Source organism: Burkholderia sp. ABCPW 11 (assembly GCF_001523445.1).
GTDB lineage: Bacteria > Pseudomonadota > Gammaproteobacteria > Burkholderiales > Burkholderiaceae > Burkholderia.
In genome coordinates this window covers 1-19110 of the sequence record NZ_LOVM01000098.1, presented here as the reverse complement: position 1 = coordinate 19110, position 19110 = coordinate 1, and the positions used below count along the sequence as shown (strand labels likewise).

Annotated in this window: 20 protein-coding genes and 1 pseudogene; 6 read left to right on the top strand and 15 right to left on the bottom strand. The window is 69.5% G+C overall.

The annotated features are described in order from the left end of the window. Positions 1-197: 197 nt before the first annotated feature. From lipA to WS61_RS31595, 3 genes are all read right to left on the bottom strand, one after another. Positions 198-1190: a lipoyl synthase gene (lipA, locus tag WS61_RS31605; RefSeq protein WP_006499067.1), complete on the bottom strand. Its 993-nt coding sequence runs from the start codon at positions 1188-1190 to the stop codon at positions 198-200. After that, positions 1183-1929, bottom strand: a complete 747-nt coding sequence (gene lipB / locus WS61_RS31600) for a lipoyl(octanoyl) transferase LipB (RefSeq protein WP_059506524.1) — start codon at positions 1927-1929, stop codon at positions 1183-1185. The genes lipA and lipB overlap by 8 nt, the downstream gene beginning before the upstream one ends. A gap of 84 nt (positions 1930-2013) precedes the next feature. Then, a complete protein-coding gene (locus tag WS61_RS31595; RefSeq protein ID WP_059506690.1) occupies positions 2014-2340 on the bottom strand; it encodes a DUF2917 domain-containing protein in 327 nt (108 codons plus the stop codon). Positions 2341-2442: 102 nt separating this feature from the next. Here WS61_RS31595 and WS61_RS31590 point away from each other — a divergent pair, with 102 nt between their 5' ends. Continuing rightward, entirely contained in the window at positions 2443-3432 is a 990-nt protein-coding gene (locus WS61_RS31590) for a transcriptional regulator GcvA (RefSeq protein WP_059506522.1), read from the top strand. A gap of 21 nt (positions 3433-3453) precedes the next feature. On the opposite strand, the gene WS61_RS31585 is transcribed toward WS61_RS31590, so the two are convergent. The 10 genes from WS61_RS31585 to WS61_RS31540 form a co-directional block, all read right to left on the bottom strand. After that, complete coding sequence (locus WS61_RS31585; protein WP_011546305.1) at positions 3454-3762, bottom strand: YbeD family protein; 309 nt, start codon at positions 3760-3762, stop codon at positions 3454-3456. Then, positions 3762-4688, bottom strand: coding sequence for a D-amino acid aminotransferase (locus WS61_RS31580; protein WP_059506520.1), 927 nt, complete (start codon positions 4686-4688; stop codon positions 3762-3764). The genes WS61_RS31585 and WS61_RS31580 overlap by 1 nt, the downstream gene beginning before the upstream one ends. Positions 4689-4736: 48 nt before the next feature. Next, complete coding sequence (locus WS61_RS31575) at positions 4737-6047, bottom strand: D-alanyl-D-alanine carboxypeptidase family protein (RefSeq protein WP_059506518.1); 1311 nt, start codon at positions 6045-6047, stop codon at positions 4737-4739. A 537-nt stretch (positions 6048-6584) separates the two neighbouring features. Further along, positions 6585-7229, bottom strand: a complete 645-nt coding sequence (locus WS61_RS31570) for an alpha/beta hydrolase (protein ID WP_059506516.1) — start codon at positions 7227-7229, stop codon at positions 6585-6587. A gap of 13 nt (positions 7230-7242) precedes the next feature. Beyond that, positions 7243-7560, bottom strand: coding sequence for a ferredoxin (locus tag WS61_RS31565; RefSeq protein WP_034208488.1), 318 nt, complete (start codon positions 7558-7560; stop codon positions 7243-7245). Positions 7561-7715: 155 nt separating this feature from the next. Further along, the gene (locus WS61_RS31560; protein WP_059506513.1) at positions 7716-8867 is read right to left on the bottom strand and encodes a VanZ family protein; all 1152 of its coding nucleotides are present in this window, start codon (positions 8865-8867) and stop codon (positions 7716-7718) included. Positions 8868-8886: 19 nt separating this feature from the next. Next, positions 8887-9510 carry an ABC-type transport auxiliary lipoprotein family protein gene (locus WS61_RS31555; protein ID WP_059506688.1) on the bottom strand — a complete coding sequence of 208 codons (624 nt, stop codon included), beginning with the start codon at positions 9508-9510 and terminating at the stop codon, positions 8887-8889. A gap of 38 nt (positions 9511-9548) precedes the next feature. Further along, positions 9549-10478, bottom strand: a complete 930-nt coding sequence (locus WS61_RS31550; protein ID WP_059506512.1) for an MlaD family protein — start codon at positions 10476-10478, stop codon at positions 9549-9551. Positions 10479-10495: 17 nt separating this feature from the next. After that, a complete protein-coding gene (locus WS61_RS31545) occupies positions 10496-11410 on the bottom strand; it encodes an ABC transporter ATP-binding protein (RefSeq protein ID WP_059506510.1) in 915 nt (304 codons plus the stop codon). After that, positions 11407-12531 (bottom strand): ABC transporter permease, encoded by a 1125-nt coding sequence (locus WS61_RS31540; protein WP_059506686.1) that lies wholly within the window; start codon positions 12529-12531, stop codon positions 11407-11409. Before WS61_RS31540 ends, WS61_RS31545 begins: the two co-directional genes overlap by 4 nt. Before the next feature lie 298 nt (positions 12532-12829). Here WS61_RS31540 and WS61_RS31535 point away from each other — a divergent pair, with 298 nt between their 5' ends. From WS61_RS31535 to WS61_RS31515, 5 genes are all read left to right on the top strand, one after another. Then, positions 12830-14899: a bifunctional 2',3'-cyclic-nucleotide 2'-phosphodiesterase/3'-nucleotidase gene (locus tag WS61_RS31535; protein WP_059506508.1), complete on the top strand. Its 2070-nt coding sequence runs from the start codon at positions 12830-12832 to the stop codon at positions 14897-14899. An 8-nt stretch (positions 14900-14907) separates the two neighbouring features. Continuing rightward, complete coding sequence (locus tag WS61_RS31530; RefSeq protein ID WP_059506505.1) at positions 14908-15753, top strand: tetratricopeptide repeat protein; 846 nt, start codon at positions 14908-14910, stop codon at positions 15751-15753. 321 nt (positions 15754-16074) lie between these two features. Further along, positions 16075-16995 carry a biotin--[acetyl-CoA-carboxylase] ligase gene (locus tag WS61_RS31525; RefSeq protein ID WP_059506503.1) on the top strand — a complete coding sequence of 307 codons (921 nt, stop codon included), beginning with the start codon at positions 16075-16077 and terminating at the stop codon, positions 16993-16995. After that, positions 16992-17792 (top strand): type III pantothenate kinase, encoded by an 801-nt coding sequence (locus tag WS61_RS31520; protein WP_059506499.1) that lies wholly within the window; start codon positions 16992-16994, stop codon positions 17790-17792. Before WS61_RS31525 ends, WS61_RS31520 begins: the two co-directional genes overlap by 4 nt. Positions 17793-17994: 202 nt before the next feature. Beyond that, on the top strand, positions 17995-18237 hold the full coding sequence (locus WS61_RS31515) for a hypothetical protein (protein ID WP_059506497.1): 243 nt from the start codon (positions 17995-17997) through the stop codon (positions 18235-18237). A gap of 16 nt (positions 18238-18253) precedes the next feature. Here WS61_RS31515 and rfaE2 read toward each other — a convergent pair whose 3' ends face one another. Next, on the bottom strand, positions 18254-18739 hold the full coding sequence (gene rfaE2 / locus WS61_RS31510) for a D-glycero-beta-D-manno-heptose 1-phosphate adenylyltransferase (protein ID WP_059506495.1): 486 nt from the start codon (positions 18737-18739) through the stop codon (positions 18254-18256). Between the two features lie 161 nt (positions 18740-18900). Next, positions 18901-19110: pseudogene (locus WS61_RS31505) on the bottom strand (ferritin-like domain-containing protein); the annotation flags it as partial.

Genomic DNA, 19110 nt, shown 5'->3' with positions numbered 1-19110 from the left:
GCGGCGGGAGCGAACTTATCGTGCGAAGCTATCGATGCCGTTTCAGCTTTGCTTTTCATGCTGGATCGGATCGCGCGTCCGGTCGGGTGACGATTGCCGTGCACATGCGCGGATCACCGCCGCGCCAACGAAAAAGCCCGCATCGCTGCGGGCTTTCGGGACTGCGGGTCTTGCGCGGATGGAGGCAAACGCGGTGCTCAAACCACCCCCGCCCCATGCGCCTGCAGATCGGCGTGATAGCTCGAACGCACCATCGCGCCGACGGCCGCGTGCGTGAAGCCCATCTTGTACGCCTCTTCCTCGTACATCTTGAACGTGTCCGGATGCACGTACGCGCGCACCGGCAGGTGGTGCTCGGACGGCTGCAGGTACTGGCCGATCGTCAGCATGTCGACGTCGTGCGCGCGCAGGTCGCGCATCACCTGCAGGATTTCCTCTTCCGTCTCGCCGAGGCCGACCATCAGCCCCGACTTCGTCGCGACGTCCGGATGCAGCGCCTTGAAGTCCTTCAACAGCTTCAGCGAGTGCGCGTAGTCCGAGCCCGGGCGCGCTTCCTTGTACAGGCGCGGCACCGTTTCGAGGTTGTGGTTCATCACGTCGGGCGGCGCCGCGTTCAGGATCGAAATCGCACGGTCGAGACGGCCGCGGAAGTCCGGCGTCAGGATCTCGATGCGCGTGTCGGGCGACTGCTCGCGCACCTCGCGGATGCACTCGACGAAGTGGGCGGCGCCGCCGTCGCGCAGGTCGTCGCGGTCGACGCTCGTGATCACCACGTACTTGAGCTTGAGCGCGGCGATCGTGCGTGCGAGGTTCTTCGGCTCATCCGCGTCGAGCGGATCGGGGCGGCCGTGGCCGACGTCGCAGAACGGGCAGCGGCGCGTGCACTTGTCGCCCATGATCATGAACGTCGCGGTGCCCTTGCCGAAGCATTCGCCGATGTTCGGGCAGCTCGCTTCCTCGCACACGGTGTGCAGGTTGTGCTCGCGCAGGATCGTCTTGATCTCGTTGAAACGCGAGCTGCCGGTGGCCGCCTTCACGCGGATCCATTCGGGCTTCTTCAGCTTTTCGATCGGAATGACCTTGATCGGGATGCGCGCCGTCTTCGCCTGCGCCTTCTGCTTGGCGGTCGGATCGTAGGCCGGGGTCGCGGCCGTATCGGCCGGTGCGGGAGAAGCGGTAACGTCAGTCATTCGATTGTTCCAGTGCGTGCGGCTTGTCGGCGGCCGCGGATGCGCCGTCGAGGTTGGCGATCAGACGGCCCACCAGCGTGTGGGCGACGTCGTTCCAGTCGGCGGCAACCTCGAGGCTCGCCATGTCGACGGTTTCCAGTCCGGCATAGCCGCACGGATTGATCGCAAGAAACGGGCGCAGATCCATCTTCACGTTCAGGCTCAGCCCGTGATAGCTGCAGCCGTTGCGGATCTTCAGGCCGAGGGCCGCGATCTTCGCGCCTTCGTGCATGCCGGATGCCACGTAGATGCCCGGCGCGCCCGCCTTGCGGACCGAAGCGAGATTATACGCCGCGAGGGTGTCGATCACGGCCTGCTCGATCTTCGTCACGAGCGTGCGCACCATCAGCTTGCGCCGGCGCAGATCCAGCAGCAGGTAGACGACGATCTGGCCGGGGCCGTGGTAGGTGATTTGCCCGCCGCGGTCGACCTTCACGAGCGGCACGCCGCTATCGGCCACCAGCAGGTGCGCCGGGTCGCCGGCCTGGCCGAGCGTGTAGACGGGCGGATGCTCGACCACCCAGATCTCGTCGCCGGTGTCGGCCGTGCGCGTGTCGGTGAACGCGCGCATCGCGTCGAAGCTCGTCTCGTAGGCCTCGCGGCCCCGCCACCGCACGGTGACCGGCTGAGCCGGGGCGCCGGCGGGCGATGCGGAAACGGCGACAGGCGTGGACACGATGGAAACCGGCGAAACGGACATGGGCGGTAGTTTACCGAAAACCCGTGGGTCTCGCCGGCCTTGGGTGGGGGACGGATCGCCGGTATCCGTCGGACGAAACGACGGTCAGACGGTGCGCCAGCCGTCGTGGACCCATGCAGCGACGCGCTCGCGCAACCGGGCCAGCCCGCCGAGCGCGACTTCCCGCGGCGGCCGCGACACCGAGAACGCGACGCGCGCGCCTTCCCGGCTTTCCGCGCTGAGCCACAGCCGCTCGCCGCGGCGCAGCTTGAGCGTCTCGCCGTCGACCAGGAAGTAATCGTCGACGTCGTTGCTGCGCGTCGCCCAGACCGGCCCGCACTGGACGATCAGTCGCGTGCTGCGTTGCACCTTCATCGGCACGGTCTCGCCCACGGGAATTTCAAACGTGATGCTTGAAGAGATTTCTTGCATGATCGACTCCGCCAATAAGTGCTTCGATGGCTACAATCGTAGTCACTCGAAGGCGCCCGACCAAACGACCAATTTTCACGTCGATGTGAGGAAAATTAGCAAATGGACCTCCGCCAGCTCCCGGCGCTGAACGCGATTCGCGCGTTCGAAGCCGCCGCCCGCCACGAGAACTTCTCGCGCGCCGCCGACGAGCTGTTCGTCACGCACGGCGCGGTCAGCCATCAGGTTCGCGCGCTCGAGGAAGAGCTCGGCGTGCAGCTGTTCACGCGCAACGGCAAGCGGCTGTGCCTGACCGACGCCGGCATGCGCTACGCGCAGCAGATCCGCACCGCGCTGATGGTGATCGCCGATGCGACGCGCGACGTGCGCGCGAGCGACCGCGACCGGCGGCTGGTGGTGTCGATGCTGTCGTCGTTCGCCGCGCGCTTCATCACGCCGCGCATCGGCACGTTCATCGAGCGGCATCCGGAAATCGACGTCGAGCTGCAGTCGACCAATTCGCTCACCGATTTCGCGCGCGACGACGTCGATCTCGCGATCCGCTTCGGCTTCGGCAGCTATCCGGGGCTTCACGTGGAGCCGCTGTTCGAGGAGGTGTTCTTTCCCGCGTGCGCGCCGACACTGAACGGCGGCAAGCTGCCGCAGACGCCCGCCGATCTCGTGAACTACCCGCTGCTGCGCTCGGACGACGAGCTGTGGCGGCCATGGTTCGACGCGGCCGGGCTCGACACGCTGACCGAGCCGAAACGGGGCATTCTGTACCAGGATTCGTCGAACCTGCTGCTCGCGGCGATCGAGGGCCAGGGGATCGCGCTGGTGCGCCGCTCGCTCGCGGTGCACGACCTGCTCGACGGGCGCATCGTGCGCCTGTTCGACATCGACGGGCCGAGCCCGTGGCACTATTTTTTCGTGTGTCCGCCGCCGCTCTTGAACACGCCGCGCGTGCAGGCGTTCCGGACCTGGCTGTTCGAGGAAGTCGCCGAATACAAGCGGCTGTGCGACGAGCTGGACGCGCGGCGCGCGGCGGGGAAATGCCCCGCCGAGTGCGCGCTGGAGGGCGGATGGAAAGGGATCAGCGGCCGTTTGCGCTGATCCCCGGCCGCAGAACGGGCCTTAAAGTACGACCTTGACCATCGGATGGCCGGTCAGCGCGCGGTAGATGTTGTCGAGCTGCTCCTGGCTCGTCGCGCGCACGGTGATCGTGAGGCCCGTGTAATTGCCGCCGCTCGACGCGCGCTCCTCGATCTTCTCGACGTCGATCTCGTTGTCGTGAACGGCCACGACCTTGAAGATCGTGTCCTTGAATTCGGGGTGCGCCTTGCCCATGATCTTGATCGGGAAATCGCACGGAAACTCCAGCAGCGACTCCTTCCGGGTTTCGATCGCGCCGGTGACCTCGACGGTTTTGGTCGGTTCGCTCATCATTTTCTCCGGGTTAGGTCAAACTGTTCAAACTCGCGCGCCTTCGCACGCTGGTACGCGTCATACAGCGCCGCGAACACGGGGCCCGGCTTGCCGCCCTGCACGGGCAGATCGTCGAGCGACGTGACGGGCAGGATTTCCTTGGTGGCCGACGTGATCATGATTTCGTCGGCCGAACGCAGCTCGACCTCGCTGATCTCGCGCGCGACGAACCGGATCCCGCATTCGTCGGCCAGTTGCTCGACCAGCGCGTAGCGGATCCCTTCGAGGATCTTGTTGCTGCGCGGCGGCGCGAACAGTTCGCCGTTCTTCACGATCCACACGTTCGACGACGAGCCTTCGGTCACGTTTTCGTCGCGCAGCTGGATCGTCTCGAACGCGTCGCGTTCGGCCGCATGCTGCGCCATCAATACGTTGCCGAGCAGCGAGATCGATTTGATGTCGCAATGCAGCCAGCGGCGATCCTCGGCCGTCACGCAGCGCACACCCTTCGCACGCTCTTCTTCCGACGGCAGGCGCAGCGGGCTCGTCATCGCGAACACCGTCGGCACCGCGTTCGCCGGGAATGCGTGACCGCGCTTCGCGACGCCGCGCGTCACCTGCAGGTAGACGAGCGCGTTGCCGTCGCCGAGGCCTTCGGCGTTCGCCGCGACCACCCGCTCGATCAGCGCGCGCCAACCGGCCGCATCGTGCGGGTTGTCGATGCCGATCTTCTTCAGGCTGCGCGCGAGCCGGTCCAGATGCTGTTCGATCCGGAACGGCACGTGCGCGCCGTCGTGCGCATACACGGGGACGACTTCATACACGCCGTCGCCGAAGATGAACCCGCGGTCGAGCACCGGCACACGGGCTTCGGACAGCGGCACCAGTTCCTCCTGCGACGAGACGCTGAGGTAGACGATCGGTTCGAATTCGGCTTGGCTCATGGCTATGACAGATGGGGATGAAGTCGTGAAAACAAAGGCCCGTCGCGCTTACTTCTTCTTGCTGAACATCAGCAGGATCGAGTCCCAGATACGTCCGAAGATACCCGCTTCCGGCACGGCCTGCAGCGCGACGACCGGGAATTCGGACAGCGTCTTGCCGTCGGCGACGATCTTCACGGTGCCGACCTGCTGGCCTTGCGCGAGCGGCGCGATCAGCGGCGCGTTGACGTCGACTTCGGTCTTGACCTTGTCGCCGAGGCCGCGCGGCACGGTCGCCCACTGGTCGGCGCTCACGCCGACCTGCACGGTGTTCTCCTTGCCCTTGTAGAGGCGCGGCGTCGCGATCGCCTGGCCGCCCTTGAACAGGCGCACCGAATCGAACGCGCTGTAGCCGTAGTTCAGCATCTTCATGCTGTCCTGCGTACGGTCGCTTTCCTTCTGCTCGCCCATCATCACCGACACGAGGCGGCGCTGGCCGTCGACACCCGGGATCGCGCGCTTGGCCGACGCGATCAGGCAGAAGCCGGCCGCCTGCGTATGGCCCGTCTTCAGGCCGTCGACCGTCGGGTCGAGCCACAGCAGCCGGTTGCGGTTGCCCTGGCGGATGTTGTTGTACTTGAATTCCTTCTCCGAGAAGATGCCGTAGTACTGCGGAAAATCGCGGATCAGGTGCGCGGACAGCTTCGCGAGGTCGCCGGCCGTCGTGTAGTGGTTCGGGTCGGGCATGCCGTTCACGTCGGCGAAGTGCGTGCCCTTCATGCCGAGGCGCGCGGCCTCGTCGTTCATCATCGTGACGAACTGGCCTTCGCTGCCGCCGACGAGTTCGGCCAGCGCGATCGCGGCATCGTTGCCCGACTGGATGATCATCCCGTACACGAGGTCATGCACGGACACCGGCTTGTTCGCCTCGATGAACATGCGCGACTCGTCGCGGCCGACGCGGCGCACCGCGTCGCTCGGCGTGACGATCTGCTCCATCGAGATCTTCTTCTTGTCGAGCGCCTCGAACACGAGGTACGCCGTCATCAGCTTCGTCAGCGACGCCGGCTCGACGCGTTCGTCCGCATTGCCCGATGCGAGCACCGTGTTGCTCGTCGCGTCGACGAGCACCCACGAGCGCGCGTTCACGCCCGGCGGCGGCACCGCGCCCGGCATGTAGGTCGCGGGCGCGCCGGTGGACTGCTCGGCGGCCGGCGCCGCATGCGCGGCCTTGGCCTTGGCGGCCGGCTTCGCCTCGGCGACGACGATGGTCGATGCGAGCGCGACGGGCAGCATCACGCCGAGCGCGACGTTGCGCGCGGCGGTGGCGAAGGCGATGGAGGAAGCGAGGGACTTGAGGCCTTGGGAAGACAGACGCATGATCGATTCAGGCTGATGGCAGAAAGTGCGGTGCGAAACGCGCAGGGTTGAACGGCAAGGCGGCGGGCGTTTCGGGCACTCGCCCGACACCGTCGGGCGACGCGAAACGCGCCGGTTGGACTCGTGCGGACGCGTTCGGTTCGCGGCCGTCGCGAGCGGGCGGACAGGCGGCGAAACGAGCGCCGCATGGGCCCAGCCGGGCCGCGGGCAACGCGGAATGCGGCCATTATACGTGGCCGCGAACGGCGTTTTCGCGAACCTGCCGCCGAACGCCCGCATACCGGCTGCGCGCGCATCGCGCGGCGGCGCATCGGGCACGCTTGCTCGACGCCGCACGAGAGACGGGCGCGGGCGGCGTGCAACGCGCGTTGCGCCGGCGTGCGGCAGCCGGGTTGCGGCGCGGCGTCGCGTGAAGTGTCGGGAAGGGTCGCGCATCATCCGGCCGGGCGCCGGTGCGCGGCACGGGCGCCGGCGCTTACGCCGGCGCCCGCATGCAGGCTGGCGCCTGTTCACGCTGATAACGGGCTTGCGCTGGCCCTAGCGCCACGCGTCGACGATGATGCGCTTCAGCACGTGCAGCTTGCGATGGAGGAAATGCTCGGCGCCGGGGATCACGACGACCGGCAGCTCCTGCGGCCGCGCCCAGTCGTACACCGACGCGATCGGCACCGTGTCGTCGGTTTCGCCATGGATCACGAGCGTGTTCTCGGGCACGTCGGCCACCTGCCAGCGGCTCGCGGCCGTGCCGACGAACACCATCCGCTCGATCGTCTCGCCCGCGTCGCGCAGCCGCTTCGCGACGTGCGACAGCACGAAGGTGCCGAACGAGAAGCCCGCGAGCACGAGCGGCAGGTCCGCATACGCGGGCTGCGCGCGCATGTGCGCGAGCACCGCGAGCAGGTCGTCGGCCTCGCCGGCGCCGTTGTCGTGCACGCCTTCGGTCGCGCCGACGCCACGGAAGTTCGACCGGTAGACGACGTAGTTCAGTTGCACGAGCGTGCGCGCGAGCGTCTGCGCGACCTTGTTGTCCATCGTGCCGCCGAACAACGGATGCGGATGCGCGACGAGCGCGATGCCGCGCGGCGCGGCGCCGCCTTCGCGCACGGCGTCGGGCAGGTCGACCGCGATTTCGATCTGGCCGATCGGGCCCGCGATCAGCGATTTCTGCGTATGAACGTTCATTCGGCCGGCCCGCTCAGATCTTCAGGCGCTCGACGACCTTGCCGTCGCGCAGGTGCGACTCGACGATCTCGTCGATGTCGGCCCGATCGACGTACGTGTACCACGTGCCTTCCGGATACACGACCATCACTGGCCCTTCCTCGCAGCGGTCGAGGCAGCCGGCCTTGTTGATGCGGACCTTGCCGGGCCCCGCGAGACCGAGTTCCTTCACGCGCTTTTTCGCGTATTCCTGCATGGTCTGCGCGTCGCATTGCGCGCAGCTCGGGCGTTCGGCGCCCGGTTCGCGCTGGTTCAGGCAGAAGAAGACGTGGTGCTGATAGTAGGAATCCATGATGGTGACGAGCGGCCCGGCGCAAGGCCGTGCGGAAAGAAGGGCGATGAATTGCCGTTACGCGAAGCGGTAACGGAGGATGCGGACGATTATAGCGACCGGCGCACGCGGCTGCCCGCGGCGCGACCGCCGCCGCACGGGCCCGGGCTGCCGCGTCAGCGGCGCAGCGCGGCCGGCAGCCACGCGTGCTCGACGCGCTGGCCGAGCCAGATCAGCGCCGCGTAGGGCCAGATCCATGCGAGCCAGCGCGCGATGCTGTTGAAGTGCACGTAGCGGCCCTGCCGCCACCCCGACAGCGTGAAGTCGAAGAACGGATTGACCGGCAGCAGGTTCACGAGCGCGACGCCGGCCAGCAGCGCGAGCGCCGCGAGCATCGCGCGCCACGTCGCCGGCACGCGCAATGCGACGAGCGCCGCCGCGAAACCCAGCTCGATGCCGAGCCGCGCGCCGGGCGTCGCCCACACGACGACGAGGCCGGTGGCCGACTGCATGAACGTCGCGGCCGCCTTCAGCACGAGCGTGGCGACCACCAGCGCGACCAGCAGCCGGATGCGCGGCGCGCGCGGGCGCATCGCGAGCGACGCGATCGCCAGCGCGGGGAACAGCATCAGCCCGCCGAGCACGGCTTCCCACGCGGAATCCGACAACCAGCCGTCGACCCGCTCGGGCCATTCGCTGACGTGCCACGCGGCCGGCAGCCATGCGAGCAGCGCGTCCTGCATCGACGCGTCGGCGCGCTCCCACAGCGCGGCCGGCCAGTCGCCGATGCCGAACAGGAACGGCGACGGAAACACGATCGCGAACGGCCACAGCGCGGCGAGCAGCAGCGGCGTCGACCCGTCGGCCTCCAGCCACGCGAGGCGCAGCCGGCGCAGCACGCCGCGGTCGAGCAGCGCGCCGGCGACCGGCGCAGCAAGCGCCGCGCCCAGCAGCGCGCCGAGCGCGTTGGCGCCGAGATCGAGATTCGACGCGACGCGCGTCGGCAGGTAGGTCTGCAGCGCTTCCATCGTCCCCGACAGCAGCACGCCGAGCACGCTCGCGATCAGCGTCGCGGCCACGCCGCGCCAGCGCGGGTGCAGCGCGAGCACGCCGAGTGCGCCGAACGGCAGATAACCGAGCACGTTCGTGACCACGTCGAACGCCGTCACGTAGCGCTGCATCGGCGCGAACAGGTAATCGAACGGGCCGATGCCGAGCGACGCCCAGCCTTCGAACGGATACAGCGACGCATAGACGATCAGCGCCGCGTAGGCGGCAAACGCCTGCCGCGCGAGCGGCGACGCGCGATGCGTGCCGGGCGCGCTCATCGCGGCTGCCCGCCGGGCGTCACGGCGTGCCCGCGTACGCCTGCACGCCGACCCACGCGGCGATCTGCGACACGAGTTCGTCGCTGGCCGCCGCGAGCGCACGCGCGCCGCCGGCCGCGTCGGGCGTGCTCGACGGCGCGCGCGCGACGAACGTGCGCTGGCCGAGCACCTTGCCGTCGAGCATCAGCGTCGCGCGCGCGGTCACCGCACCGTGGCTTTGCGACTGCCCGTCGAAGACCTGTTCGAATTCGCTCAGGTCGACCTTGAGGGTCGGCGCGCGCACGCCGTCGGCCCCTTCGAGCACCGTGCCGCGCGACGACAGCGCGCCGCGCAGCCGTTGCGTGAGCAACTGCGCGGGCGGCGCGGTCCAGCGGCTGTCGCGATAGACGGCCACGTGCTGCGCATCGGCGTACGCGAGGCGGTACGCGAACTTGTCCGTATCGAGCGCGTCGGGCGCGGCGACGTCGAGCACCTTCAGCGCGGGGCCAGACCCGGTGGTCGCCACCGACGACACGGGCCCGAGGTCGTAGCGGATGTTCGACAGCACCGCGTCGTTGCCGGCGCAGCCGGCCGCCAGCGCGAGCGTCAATACGGCAAGCGCGGCCGCGGCCGGACGCAGCGCGCGGTCAAGGATTCGTGGCATGGCGTATTCCTGCATGATGTTTCCGGTTTCGATGAACGTCATTGCCCGGCCGTCGCGCCAGGCCAGACGAAGCCCGCTTCGCCGGGCCCCGGCGCCGCGCCGGGCGACCCGAACAACAGACTGCGCGGGTTGCGGCCGAGTTCGCCGGCGACGTCCTTCAATTGCCGCGACGCGTCGCCGACGCTGTCGGCCAGCGCATTGAAGCGCGGCAGCGTGTCGTACTGCACGCGCGCGTTGAGCCCGTTCAGCGCGACGCCGACCTGCTCGGCGGCCGTGCCGGCCTTGTTCAGGTTCGACACGAGCGGCCCGTTCGGCTGCAGCAGCGTGTTCGCCGACGCCATCGCGCGGTTCACCTCGTGCATCGTCTCCGGCAGCGCGGTGACCGCCGGGCCGAGCTGCTTCGTCAGCGTCGCGGCGCCGTCGGCCGCGTGCTGCAGGCTTTCGGCGGTCGCGCGCAACTGCTCGCGCATCTCGGGCGACATCAGCGCGTTCGCGCTCTTCGCGGCCAGTTCGAGTTGCCTCAGCAGCACGTCGCCGCGCTCCTGGATCTGGTCGAACAGGCTCGGCCGCATCGGGATCTGCGCGATCGACTTCGGCGACGACGGCAGCGGCGACAGATCGCGCCCCGTATCCTCGAGCTGCACGAACGCGATGCCCGTCACGCCCTGGAAGCCGAGGCTGCCGTAGGTCGACTGCGTGATCGGCGCGTCGTGATCGACGAGGATGCGGATCCGGATCTGACCCGGATGCGTGCGGTCGAAGCCGATCGACTGCACCTTGCCGACGTCGAGGCCGCGAAAGCGCACGGCCGCGTCCGGGAACAACCCCGTCACGTTGGTGCGCGCGAGCAGGTCGTACGGCACGCGCACGGTGCGGTCGACGTTGAACCAGAACACGGTGCCCGCGATCGCGAGCGTCAGCGCGATCGTGAACAGGCCGGCCCAGAACGCATGTGATTTGTTTTCCATTCGCGGGTTCCTTGCTTCTACAGCTCGACGCTCGACAGCGCCGGTTCGAGGGCCGCCTTCGGCAGCTTCGCGCGCCGCTCGGGCGGCAGCGCCTGCAACGCGCGGCGCCCGCGCAGCCCCAGGAAATATTCGTGGATGAACGGATGGTCGACGTTCGCGGCCTCCTCGACGGGCGCGGCGACCAGCACCTTGCGGTCGGCCAGCACCGCGACGCGCGTCGACAGCGCGACCATCGTATCGAGGTCGTGCGTCACCATCACGACGGTCAGCCCGAGCGTGCGGTGCAGCGTCGCGATCAGCTCGACGAATTCGTCGGAGGCCTGCGGATCGAGGCCGGCCGTCGGCTCGTCGAGGAACAGCAGCTCGGGCTCCAGCGCGATCGCGCGCGCGATGCCGACCCGCTTCACCATCCCGCCCGACAGCGCGGCCGGCATCTTCGACGCGTGCTTGCACGGCAGCCCGACCATCTCGAGCTTCAGCATCACGATGTCGTGCAGCAGGTCCGGCGGCACGCGGCCGAGCTCGCGCAGCGGCTGCGCGACGTTGTCGAACACCGTCATCGACGAGAACAGCGCGCCCTGCTGGAACAGCATCCCCGAACGCGTGCGCATCATCCGCGCGCTCGCGTCGTCGATCGTCGCCGTATCCTCGCCGAACACCTTGATCGTGCCCGACGTCGGCCGTTCGAGGCCGAGGATCTGGCGCACGAGCGTCGTCTTGCCGGAGCCCGAGCCGCCGACGATCGACACGATCTCGCCGCGCCGCACGTCGAAGTCGAGCTTCTGGTGAACGATGTTGCGCCCGTAGCGCTTGGTCAGGTTGCGCACCTCGATCACGAGATCGCCGGCATCGGCGGCCGCGTCCGGCCGGGGGCCGACCGCCCCGGCGCCGATCGCCGCGGCATGCGCGGTCGTTTCGTTCGATGCGTTCATCCGAGCCCCACGTTCTGGAACAGGATCGCGAACACCGCGTCGGCGAGGATCACGACCGTGATCGACGACACCACCGACGTGGTCGTGCCTTCGCCGAGGCTCTGCGAGTTCGCCTTGATCCGGAAGCCGAAATGGCACGCGACCAGCGCGATCAGCATGCCGAACACGACGCCCTTGCCGACGCCGATGTACAGGTTCGCGATCGGCACGACGCCCGGCAGCGAGCGCACGAAATAGTTGATGTCGATGCCGAGCACCAGCTTCGCGGCGAGCGCGCCGCCCGTCAGCGCGATGATGTTGGTCCACATCACGAGCAGCGGCATCGCGACGCCGAGCGCGAGCACGCGCGGCAGGATCAGCCGCAGCCCGTGCGGGATGCCCATCACGCGCATCGCGTCGAGCTCCTCGGTCACGCGCATCACGCCGATCTGCGCGGTGATCGCCGAGCCCGAGCGGCCCGCGACGAGAATCGCCGACAGCACGGGGCCGAGCTCGCGGATCACCGACAGCCCGAGAATGTTCACGATGTAGCGGTTCGCCCCGAACATCTGCAACTGCTGCGCGGACAGGTAGCTGAGCACGATGCCGATCAGGAAAGCGACGAGCGCGGTGATCGGCAGCGCCTGTGCGCCGGCGCTGTAGATGTTCGCGGAGGTTTCCCGCCACGGCATCGTCCGCGGGCGGCGCAGCACCGACAGCGCATCGAGGATCACGAGGCCGAACATCGCGATGCCGCCCTGCAGGTGTTCGCCGAACGAGAAGATCGCCTGGCCGAGCCGCGTGACGGGATCGAACCGCGCGATGCGCTCGGGCGCCTCGCGCTGGCTGTCGAGCCGCTCGATGCGCTCGAAGATCGTGCGCTGCGTGGCACTCAGCGCGACGCCGGCCGGCAGCTTGCGGCCCCACACGCGCCACAGCGCCTGGCCGCCGACGTGATCGAGCCGCTCGATGCCGGACAGATCCCATTCGCTCACGCGCCCGGCGGCGATGCTCGCGATGCGGCGCGCCACGGCGCCGCGGTTGCGCGCGAGCGACAGCGCAGTCCACTGGCCGGTCAGGCGCACCGTCTGGCCCTGGCCGCCGGCGTCGACCGACAGGCCGGGAGGAGTCTCGAAGTCCAAGGGCAGGTTGTTTGCAAAAGGATGACAGCGGCCATTGTAGCGAACCGTCCGACGCCGCGACGTGAGGATTTCCGGCGCGGCGTCGGCGGCGCGGTGCGCAGCCGGGAGCATGGCGCCGGCCGGGGCCGGCCCGAAGCCGCCGCCGGCCGCGGCCCGCTGCCGGCATCGCAACCTTTCATTGTTCCGTCACGTTTCCTTTCGATACTCTCACGCGCCGCACCTCAGGCCGTCGGCGCACCGCGCCGCCATTCGTGCGTACCTCGCGCTTCATAAAACAGAACACCGAACAGGACAACCGATGCGTCTCCCCCCGCTTTCCCGCCGCCACGTACCGGCCGCCGCCGCGCTCGCCAGCCTCGCCTTCGCCCTCGCCGGCTGCGGCGGCGACGACGTCACCGCCACGCCGCCGTCGCAGCCCGAGGCCCAGGCGCCCGTCGGCACGACGGCCACGCTCGCGCTGCTCGAGACGACCGACCTGCACACCAACGTGCTGTCGTACGACTATTTCAAGCTCGCCGCCGACAATTCGCTCGGCTTCGAGCGCGTGTCGACGCTGATCGCGCAGGCGCGCAAGCAGTACCCGAACACGCTGCTGCTCGACAACGGCGATACGATCCAGGGCACCGCGCTGTCCGACTACCAGGCGCTCGTGAAGCCGGTGGGCTGCGACCAGACGCTCGCGATCTACAAGGTGATGAACGCCGCGAAATTCGACGGCGGCGGGATCGGCAACCACGAGTTCAACTACGGGCTGCCGTACCTGTCGCAGGTGACCGGCAACACGTTCGAGGTCGACGGCCTGCCGGCGCCGGCCCAGCAGAAGAAGTGCGCGGGCCCGAACTTCCCGCAGGTGCTCGCGAACGTGATCAGCGCGAAGACCAACGCGCCGCTGTTCACGCCGTACACGATCCTCACGCGCACGGTGACAGCCACGACGCCGGACGGCAAGACGGTCAGCGCGCCCGTGAAGATCGGCATCATCGGCTTCACGCCGCCCGCGATCATGAACTGGGACAAGCGCTGGCTCGACGGCAAGGTCTATACGACCGGGCTGAAGGAGGCGGCCGAGAAGTACATTCCGGAAATGCGCGCGAAGGGCGCCGATCTCGTCGTCGCGATCTCGCACGGCGGTCTCGACAATGCCGCGTACTCGCCGACGATGGAAAACGGCAGCTGGTGGCTGTCGAAGGTGCCCGGCATCGACGCGATGCTGATCGGCCACTCGCACCAGGTGTTCCCGGACGCGAACAGCACGGTGTCGCAGTTCAACCTGCCGGGCGTCGACAAGGTCAAGGGCACCGTCAACGGCGTGCCGACCGTGATGGCCAACTACTGGGGCAAGCATCTCGGCGTGATCAAGCTCGGCCTGAAGTTCGACGGCAAGACGTGGGCCGTCGACAAGTCGCAGACGACCGTCGAGGCGCGGCCGATCCAGAACGCCGACAAGAGCTACGTCGCCGCCGACCCGTCGGTCTCCGCCGCGATCGCGGCCGAGCACCAGGCGACGATCGACTACGTGAAGACGCCGATCGGCTCGACCGACTACCGGATGAACTCGTACTTCGCGGACGTCGGCGATCCGGGCGCGATCCAGATCGTCAACGAGGCGCAGGCCGACTACGTGAAGACCTACGTGCAGGCGAACCTGCCGCAATACGCGTCGCTGCCGGTGCTGTCGGTCAGTGCGCCGTTCAAGAGCGGCTTCGGCGGCGGCACCGACTACACCGACGTCGCGCCGGGCGCGCTCGCGATCAACAACGCCGCCGACCTGTACCTGTATCCGAACACCGTGTACGCGGTGAAGGTGAGCGGCGCCGACGTGAAGAACTGGCTCGAGACCGCCGCGAAGCGCTTCAACACGATCGACCCGACGAAGGCGACCGTGCAGCCGCTCGTCAGCACCTTCCCCGGCTACAACTTCGACATGTTCACGTCGGCCGATCTCGCCTATGAAATCGACGTCACGCAGCCGGTCGGCAGCCGCATCCGGAACCTGACGTACAAGGGTGCGCCGATCGACCCGAACGCGCAGTTCATCGTCGCGACCAACAACTACCGTGCGAGCGGCGGCGGCAACTTCCCGGGCCTCGACGGCAGCAAGACGATCTTCGCGTCGCCCGACGCGAACCGCGACGTGCTGATCGCGTTCATCAAGAAGCGCGGCGCGATCACGCGTGCGGCCGACGGCGCGCAGCGCAGCTGGCGCTTCACGAAGCTCGCGAGCTCGGTCGCGCACGTGCGGTTCGCGTCCGCGCCGAACCGCCTCGGCGACGCGACGGCGGCCGGCCTGACCGGTATCACGCAGGTCGCGGCCGACGACGGCTCGGGCAAGAACCTCGCGACCTACGAGATCGACCTCACGCAATGAGACACGCGATGCAACCGATCCGGACGATGCGGCCTGCCGAAACCGGCTTCGCCGCTGCCGCGCGGCGCGTGCTGCGCGCGAAGCTCCCGCCCGCCGCGCTGCTCGCGGCGGCGGCCGTGACCGTCGCGGCCGTCGTCGCAGCGACCGGCCTGCGCGGCGCCGGCCCAGCGCCGAGCGCCGCGCAACTCGACGAATGGCAGGCGATGGTCGCGCAGGCGACCGAGCCGCATGCGCTGGCCCAGTTGCGCACGCTCGCACGGCGCGGCTCGGCCGACGCGCAGACGGCGCTCGGCATCGCGCTCGTCGATGCGCACGAACCGGGGCTGCGCGACGAGGGGCGCGGCTGGCTGGAAACGGCCGCGGCGGCGCACGACACGGCTGACGCGCCGGCTGCACGGCGCGCGCAGCTCGCGCTCGGCAAGGCGTTGCTGCTCGGCAGCGGCGACCTGCCGAAAGACTATGTACGCGCACGCGCGCTGCTCGGCGCCGCGGCCGAACAGGGCGACCCGGCCGCCGCGTATTACCTCGGGCTGATCTACCGCAGCGGCTACGGCATCGCCGCCGACCCGGTGCAGGCCGCGCACTGGTTCGACATCGCATCGCGCGCGGACATCCCGGCCGCCGACTTCATGCTCGCGAACGCGTACCGCGACGGCAGCGGCGTGCCGCGCGACGATGCGCGCGCGCTCGCGCTGTATCGCCGGGCCGCCGAACACGAGCTGCCGGAAGCCGTGCAGACGCTCGCGATGGCCTATCGCAACGGCGAACTCGGGCTTCGGCCCGACGCGGACGAATTCCACGCGCAGTGGATCGAGACCGCGCATGCGCTGAAACACCCGGTCGTCGCACCGTGACGGCCGTTCGGCCAAGGGGCGTGCGAGCGCGACCCGGCCGAACGGTAGTGACGTCGCATGCTTGACGCGCGCGCCGCGTATCGATATCGGTCCCGCAACCGAGTCGGCCGCGCGGCGCCGGTGGCGCACCGGCTCTCATGTCGACCGGCCAGGGCCCGGCGCCGACGGGCAAGACGCCGCTCGCCCGCGAGATGACCTCCGAATACGACATCGAGATACCGGTGCGGACGAAGCAGCCGCACGGAGCCGTGCCATGTCGCCCCGCGGGTTGCGCTCGCGCTCCGGCGCGCGCCAACGTCCCCTGTCGCTACAATAGGCGCCATGAACGCCCCCACCTCCTCCGACACGCCCGAATCCGGCGACGCGCACATCGCGCGCAACCGGCTCGAGGCGCACCTGGACGCCGCGCCGCGCGCGTGGCCGCTCGACATCGTCGCCGCCACCGGCTCGACCAACGCCGACGTCGCAACGCGGCTCAAGGCGCTGCCGCGCAGCGCGAACGCGCTGCCCGCGCCGCTCGTGCGCGTCGCGTTCGAGCAGACGGCCGGGCGCGGCCGGCAAGGCCGCCCGTGGTTCGCGCAGCCCGGCAATGCGCTGCTGTGCTCGGTCGGCTGCATCGTGCCGCGCGCCGTCGATGCGCTCGGCGGCCTCAGTATCGCGATCGGCGTCGCGCTCGCGGAAGGGCTGGCCACGCTGCCGCTCGACGCCCGCATGCGCGTTGCGCTCAAATGGCCGAACGACCTGCTGCTGACGACCGACGACAACGGCACGCCGCGCATCGTCGGCAAGCTCGCCGGGATCCTGATCGAAACCGTCTGGACCACCGCCGACGCCACCGCCGTCGTGATCGGCTTCGGCATCAACGTGCGCGGCGCGGAAGCCGTCGCCGCCCAGGTCGACGCGCTGCGCGCGCGCGAAGCGACGCTCGCGAGCGGGCTGCCGCCTGCCGCGCTGTCGATCGCGTGCCCGTCGGCGAACCTCACCGATACGCTCGCCGCGTCGCTGAACGCGCTCACGCCCGCGCTCGCGCAATTCGGCGCCGACGGCCTCGCGCCGTTCCTGCCGCGCTGGCACGCGCTGCACGCGTACGCGGGCCGCGAAGTCGTGCTGCTCGAGCAAGGCGTCGAACGCGTGCGCGGCATCGCGACGGGCATCGATGCGACCGGCCAGTTGCTGCTCGACACGCCGAGCGGCGTGCAGACGATCGCGGCCGGCGACGTGTCGCTGCGCGAAGCGCAATGAGCGAACCGCACCTGCTGATCGACGCCGGCAACAGCCGGATCAAGTGGGCGCTCGCCGACGCGCGGCGCACGCTCGTCGACACGGGCGCGTTCGGCCACACGCGCGACGGCGGCGCCGATCCCGACTGGTCGCGCCTGCCGCGTCCGCGCGGCGCATGGATCTCGAACGTCGCGGGCGCCGACGTGGCCGCACGGATCGACGCGCTACTCGACGCACGCTGGCCGGGCCTGCCGCGCACGACGATCCGCTCGCGGCCCGCGCAATGCGGCGTGACGAACGGCTATACGACGCCCGAACAGCTCGGCAGCGACCGGTGGGCCGGCCTGATCGGCGCGCACGCGGCGTTTCCGGGCGAGCATCTGCTGATCGCGACGTTCGGCACGGCGACGACGCTGGAAGCCCTGCGCGCGGACGGCCGCTTCACGGGCGGCCTGATCGCGCCGGGCTGGGCGCTGATGATGCGCGCGCTCGGCACGCACACCGCGCAGTTGCCGACGCTGACCACCGATATCGCCAGCGGCCTGCTCGCGTTCGCGCAGGCCGAACCGTTCCAGATCGATACGCCGCGCTCGCTGTCGGCCGGCTGCCTGTACGCGCAGGCCGGCCTGATCGAACGCGCGTGGCGCGATCTCGTCGACGCGTGGCAGGCGCCGGTACGGCTCGTGCTGGCAGGCGGCGCGGCGGACGACGTCGCGCGTGCGCTGACGGTCCCGCATACGCGGCACGACGCGCTGATCCTGTCCGGGCTCGCACTGATCGCCGCGGACACGGCCGGCCGGGCAACGGCGCGGGATTGACGCAACGGCGCCGGCATCGCAGCGGGCGCGTGGCGATGCCGGCCGAACCGAAGCGGGCCTGCGCCCCGCCGACGACGCAGTACGCGCGGCGCCGCGCCAGCGGCCCGCACGAACGGTCGACGGTAGCTACGAAAAAGCCGGCCATGCGGCCGGCTCGACTGAACGACGTGAATCACGTCGATGACGACAAGGAGTTTCGACGATGCTGCGCTGGCTGATCGCTGTTCTCTTTCTCGCCAACATGCTCGCGTTCGTGGCGGCGCGCGGCGTGTTCGGGCCGCTGCCGGCGGCCGGCCCGCGCGAACCCGGCGTGCTGGCGCGGCAGGTGCGGCCGGACGCGCTGCGCGTGACGCCGCTCATGCGGGCGACCGACCAGCCGGTCGTCGGCGATCCGATCGCGGCGCCGGCCGTCACGACCGCACCGCTCCCGGCGTCCGCCCCGTGACGACGCCGCGTCGCGCTCAGGGCCGTTGCGCGCGCACCTTTTTCAGCAACGCAGTGGTCGAGCGATCGTGCTCGAACGGAATCGCCAGCGCCCGGCCGCCCCAGCCGCGCACGAGTGCGGATTCCGGCAGCGCGTCCATGTCGTAATCGCCGCCCTTCACGAGGATGTCCGGACGGACGGCCTCGATCAGCGATACGGGCGTCTTTTCCCCGAACGTCACGACCCAGTCGACGCTTTCCAGCGCCGCCAGCAGTGCCGCGCGATCTTCTTCGCGGTTGATCGGCCGGTCGTCGCCCTTGCCGAGCATGCGCACCGACGCATCGCTGTTCACGCCGACGATCAGGCAGGCGCCAAGCGCTTTCGCATCGGCGAGATACGTGACGTGACCGCGATGCAGGATGTCGAACACGCCGTTGGTGAACACGACGGGCGACGGCAGCGACGCGCGCAGCGCGACGAGGGCATCACGGGTGATCAGCTTGCGTTCGAAGGTGGCGGACATGATGGAGATCGGACGGAATGAACGACGGCGCGCGCGACGGCGGCGCCAGATAAAAAGCCCGCCGGACCGGCCGGGCGGGCTTCATGCAACGAACGCGACACGGTGCCGCGAGCCGGGCGCGAGCCAGACGCGACTCGCGCCGCCGCCGGCACCCGCCGGCCTCAGGCCGGCTGCGCGGCCGACGACGGGCCGCTTTCGGCCTGCAGGCGGCTGGTGACTTCCTTGCGGTAGCGGTTCAGCTCCTGCGCGGTCGCGAACGTGCGCTCGAACAGGATCGACAGGTTGTGCAGGATTCGCTCGACGACCTTCTTCTCCCACTCGCCGTCGAAACGGATCTGCTCGTCGAGCCAGCGCTCGAGCCATTCCGGATC

Excerpts from the sequence above, each read along its gene's own strand:
- WS61_RS31590 (WP_059506522.1), top strand. The coding sequence starts at position 2,443 with ATGGACCTCCGCCAGCTCCCGGCGCTGAACGCGATTCGCGCGTTCGAA.
- WS61_RS31515 (WP_059506497.1), top strand. The coding sequence starts at position 17,995 with ATGCTGCGCTGGCTGATCGCTGTTCTCTTTCTCGCCAACATGCTCGCG.
- WS61_RS31520 (WP_059506499.1), top strand. The coding sequence starts at position 16,992 with ATGAGCGAACCGCACCTGCTGATCGACGCCGGCAACAGCCGGATCAAG.
- WS61_RS31555 (WP_059506688.1), bottom strand. The coding sequence starts at position 9,510 with ATGCCACGAATCCTTGACCGCGCGCTGCGTCCGGCCGCGGCCGCGCTT.
- WS61_RS31535 (WP_059506508.1), top strand. The coding sequence starts at position 12,830 with ATGCGTCTCCCCCCGCTTTCCCGCCGCCACGTACCGGCCGCCGCCGCG.
- WS61_RS31545 (WP_059506510.1), bottom strand. The coding sequence starts at position 11,410 with ATGAACGCATCGAACGAAACGACCGCGCATGCCGCGGCGATCGGCGCC.
- WS61_RS31595 (WP_059506690.1), bottom strand. The coding sequence starts at position 2,340 with ATGCAAGAAATCTCTTCAAGCATCACGTTTGAAATTCCCGTGGGCGAG.
- WS61_RS31565 (WP_034208488.1), bottom strand. The coding sequence starts at position 7,560 with ATGGATTCCTACTATCAGCACCACGTCTTCTTCTGCCTGAACCAGCGC.
- WS61_RS31570 (WP_059506516.1), bottom strand. The coding sequence starts at position 7,229 with ATGAACGTTCATACGCAGAAATCGCTGATCGCGGGCCCGATCGGCCAG.
- WS61_RS31575 (WP_059506518.1), bottom strand. The coding sequence starts at position 6,047 with ATGCGTCTGTCTTCCCAAGGCCTCAAGTCCCTCGCTTCCTCCATCGCC.
- WS61_RS31525 (WP_059506503.1), top strand. The coding sequence starts at position 16,075 with ATGAACGCCCCCACCTCCTCCGACACGCCCGAATCCGGCGACGCGCAC.
- WS61_RS31560 (WP_059506513.1), bottom strand. The coding sequence starts at position 8,867 with ATGAGCGCGCCCGGCACGCATCGCGCGTCGCCGCTCGCGCGGCAGGCG.
- lipA (WP_006499067.1), bottom strand. The coding sequence starts at position 1,190 with ATGACTGACGTTACCGCTTCTCCCGCACCGGCCGATACGGCCGCGACC.
- WS61_RS31580 (WP_059506520.1), bottom strand. The coding sequence starts at position 4,688 with ATGAGCCAAGCCGAATTCGAACCGATCGTCTACCTCAGCGTCTCGTCG.
- WS61_RS31550 (WP_059506512.1), bottom strand. The coding sequence starts at position 10,478 with ATGGAAAACAAATCACATGCGTTCTGGGCCGGCCTGTTCACGATCGCG.
- WS61_RS31530 (WP_059506505.1), top strand. The coding sequence starts at position 14,908 with ATGCAACCGATCCGGACGATGCGGCCTGCCGAAACCGGCTTCGCCGCT.
- rfaE2 (WP_059506495.1), bottom strand. The coding sequence starts at position 18,739 with ATGTCCGCCACCTTCGAACGCAAGCTGATCACCCGTGATGCCCTCGTC.
- WS61_RS31585 (WP_011546305.1), bottom strand. The coding sequence starts at position 3,762 with ATGAGCGAACCGACCAAAACCGTCGAGGTCACCGGCGCGATCGAAACC.
- lipB (WP_059506524.1), bottom strand. The coding sequence starts at position 1,929 with ATGTCCGTTTCGCCGGTTTCCATCGTGTCCACGCCTGTCGCCGTTTCC.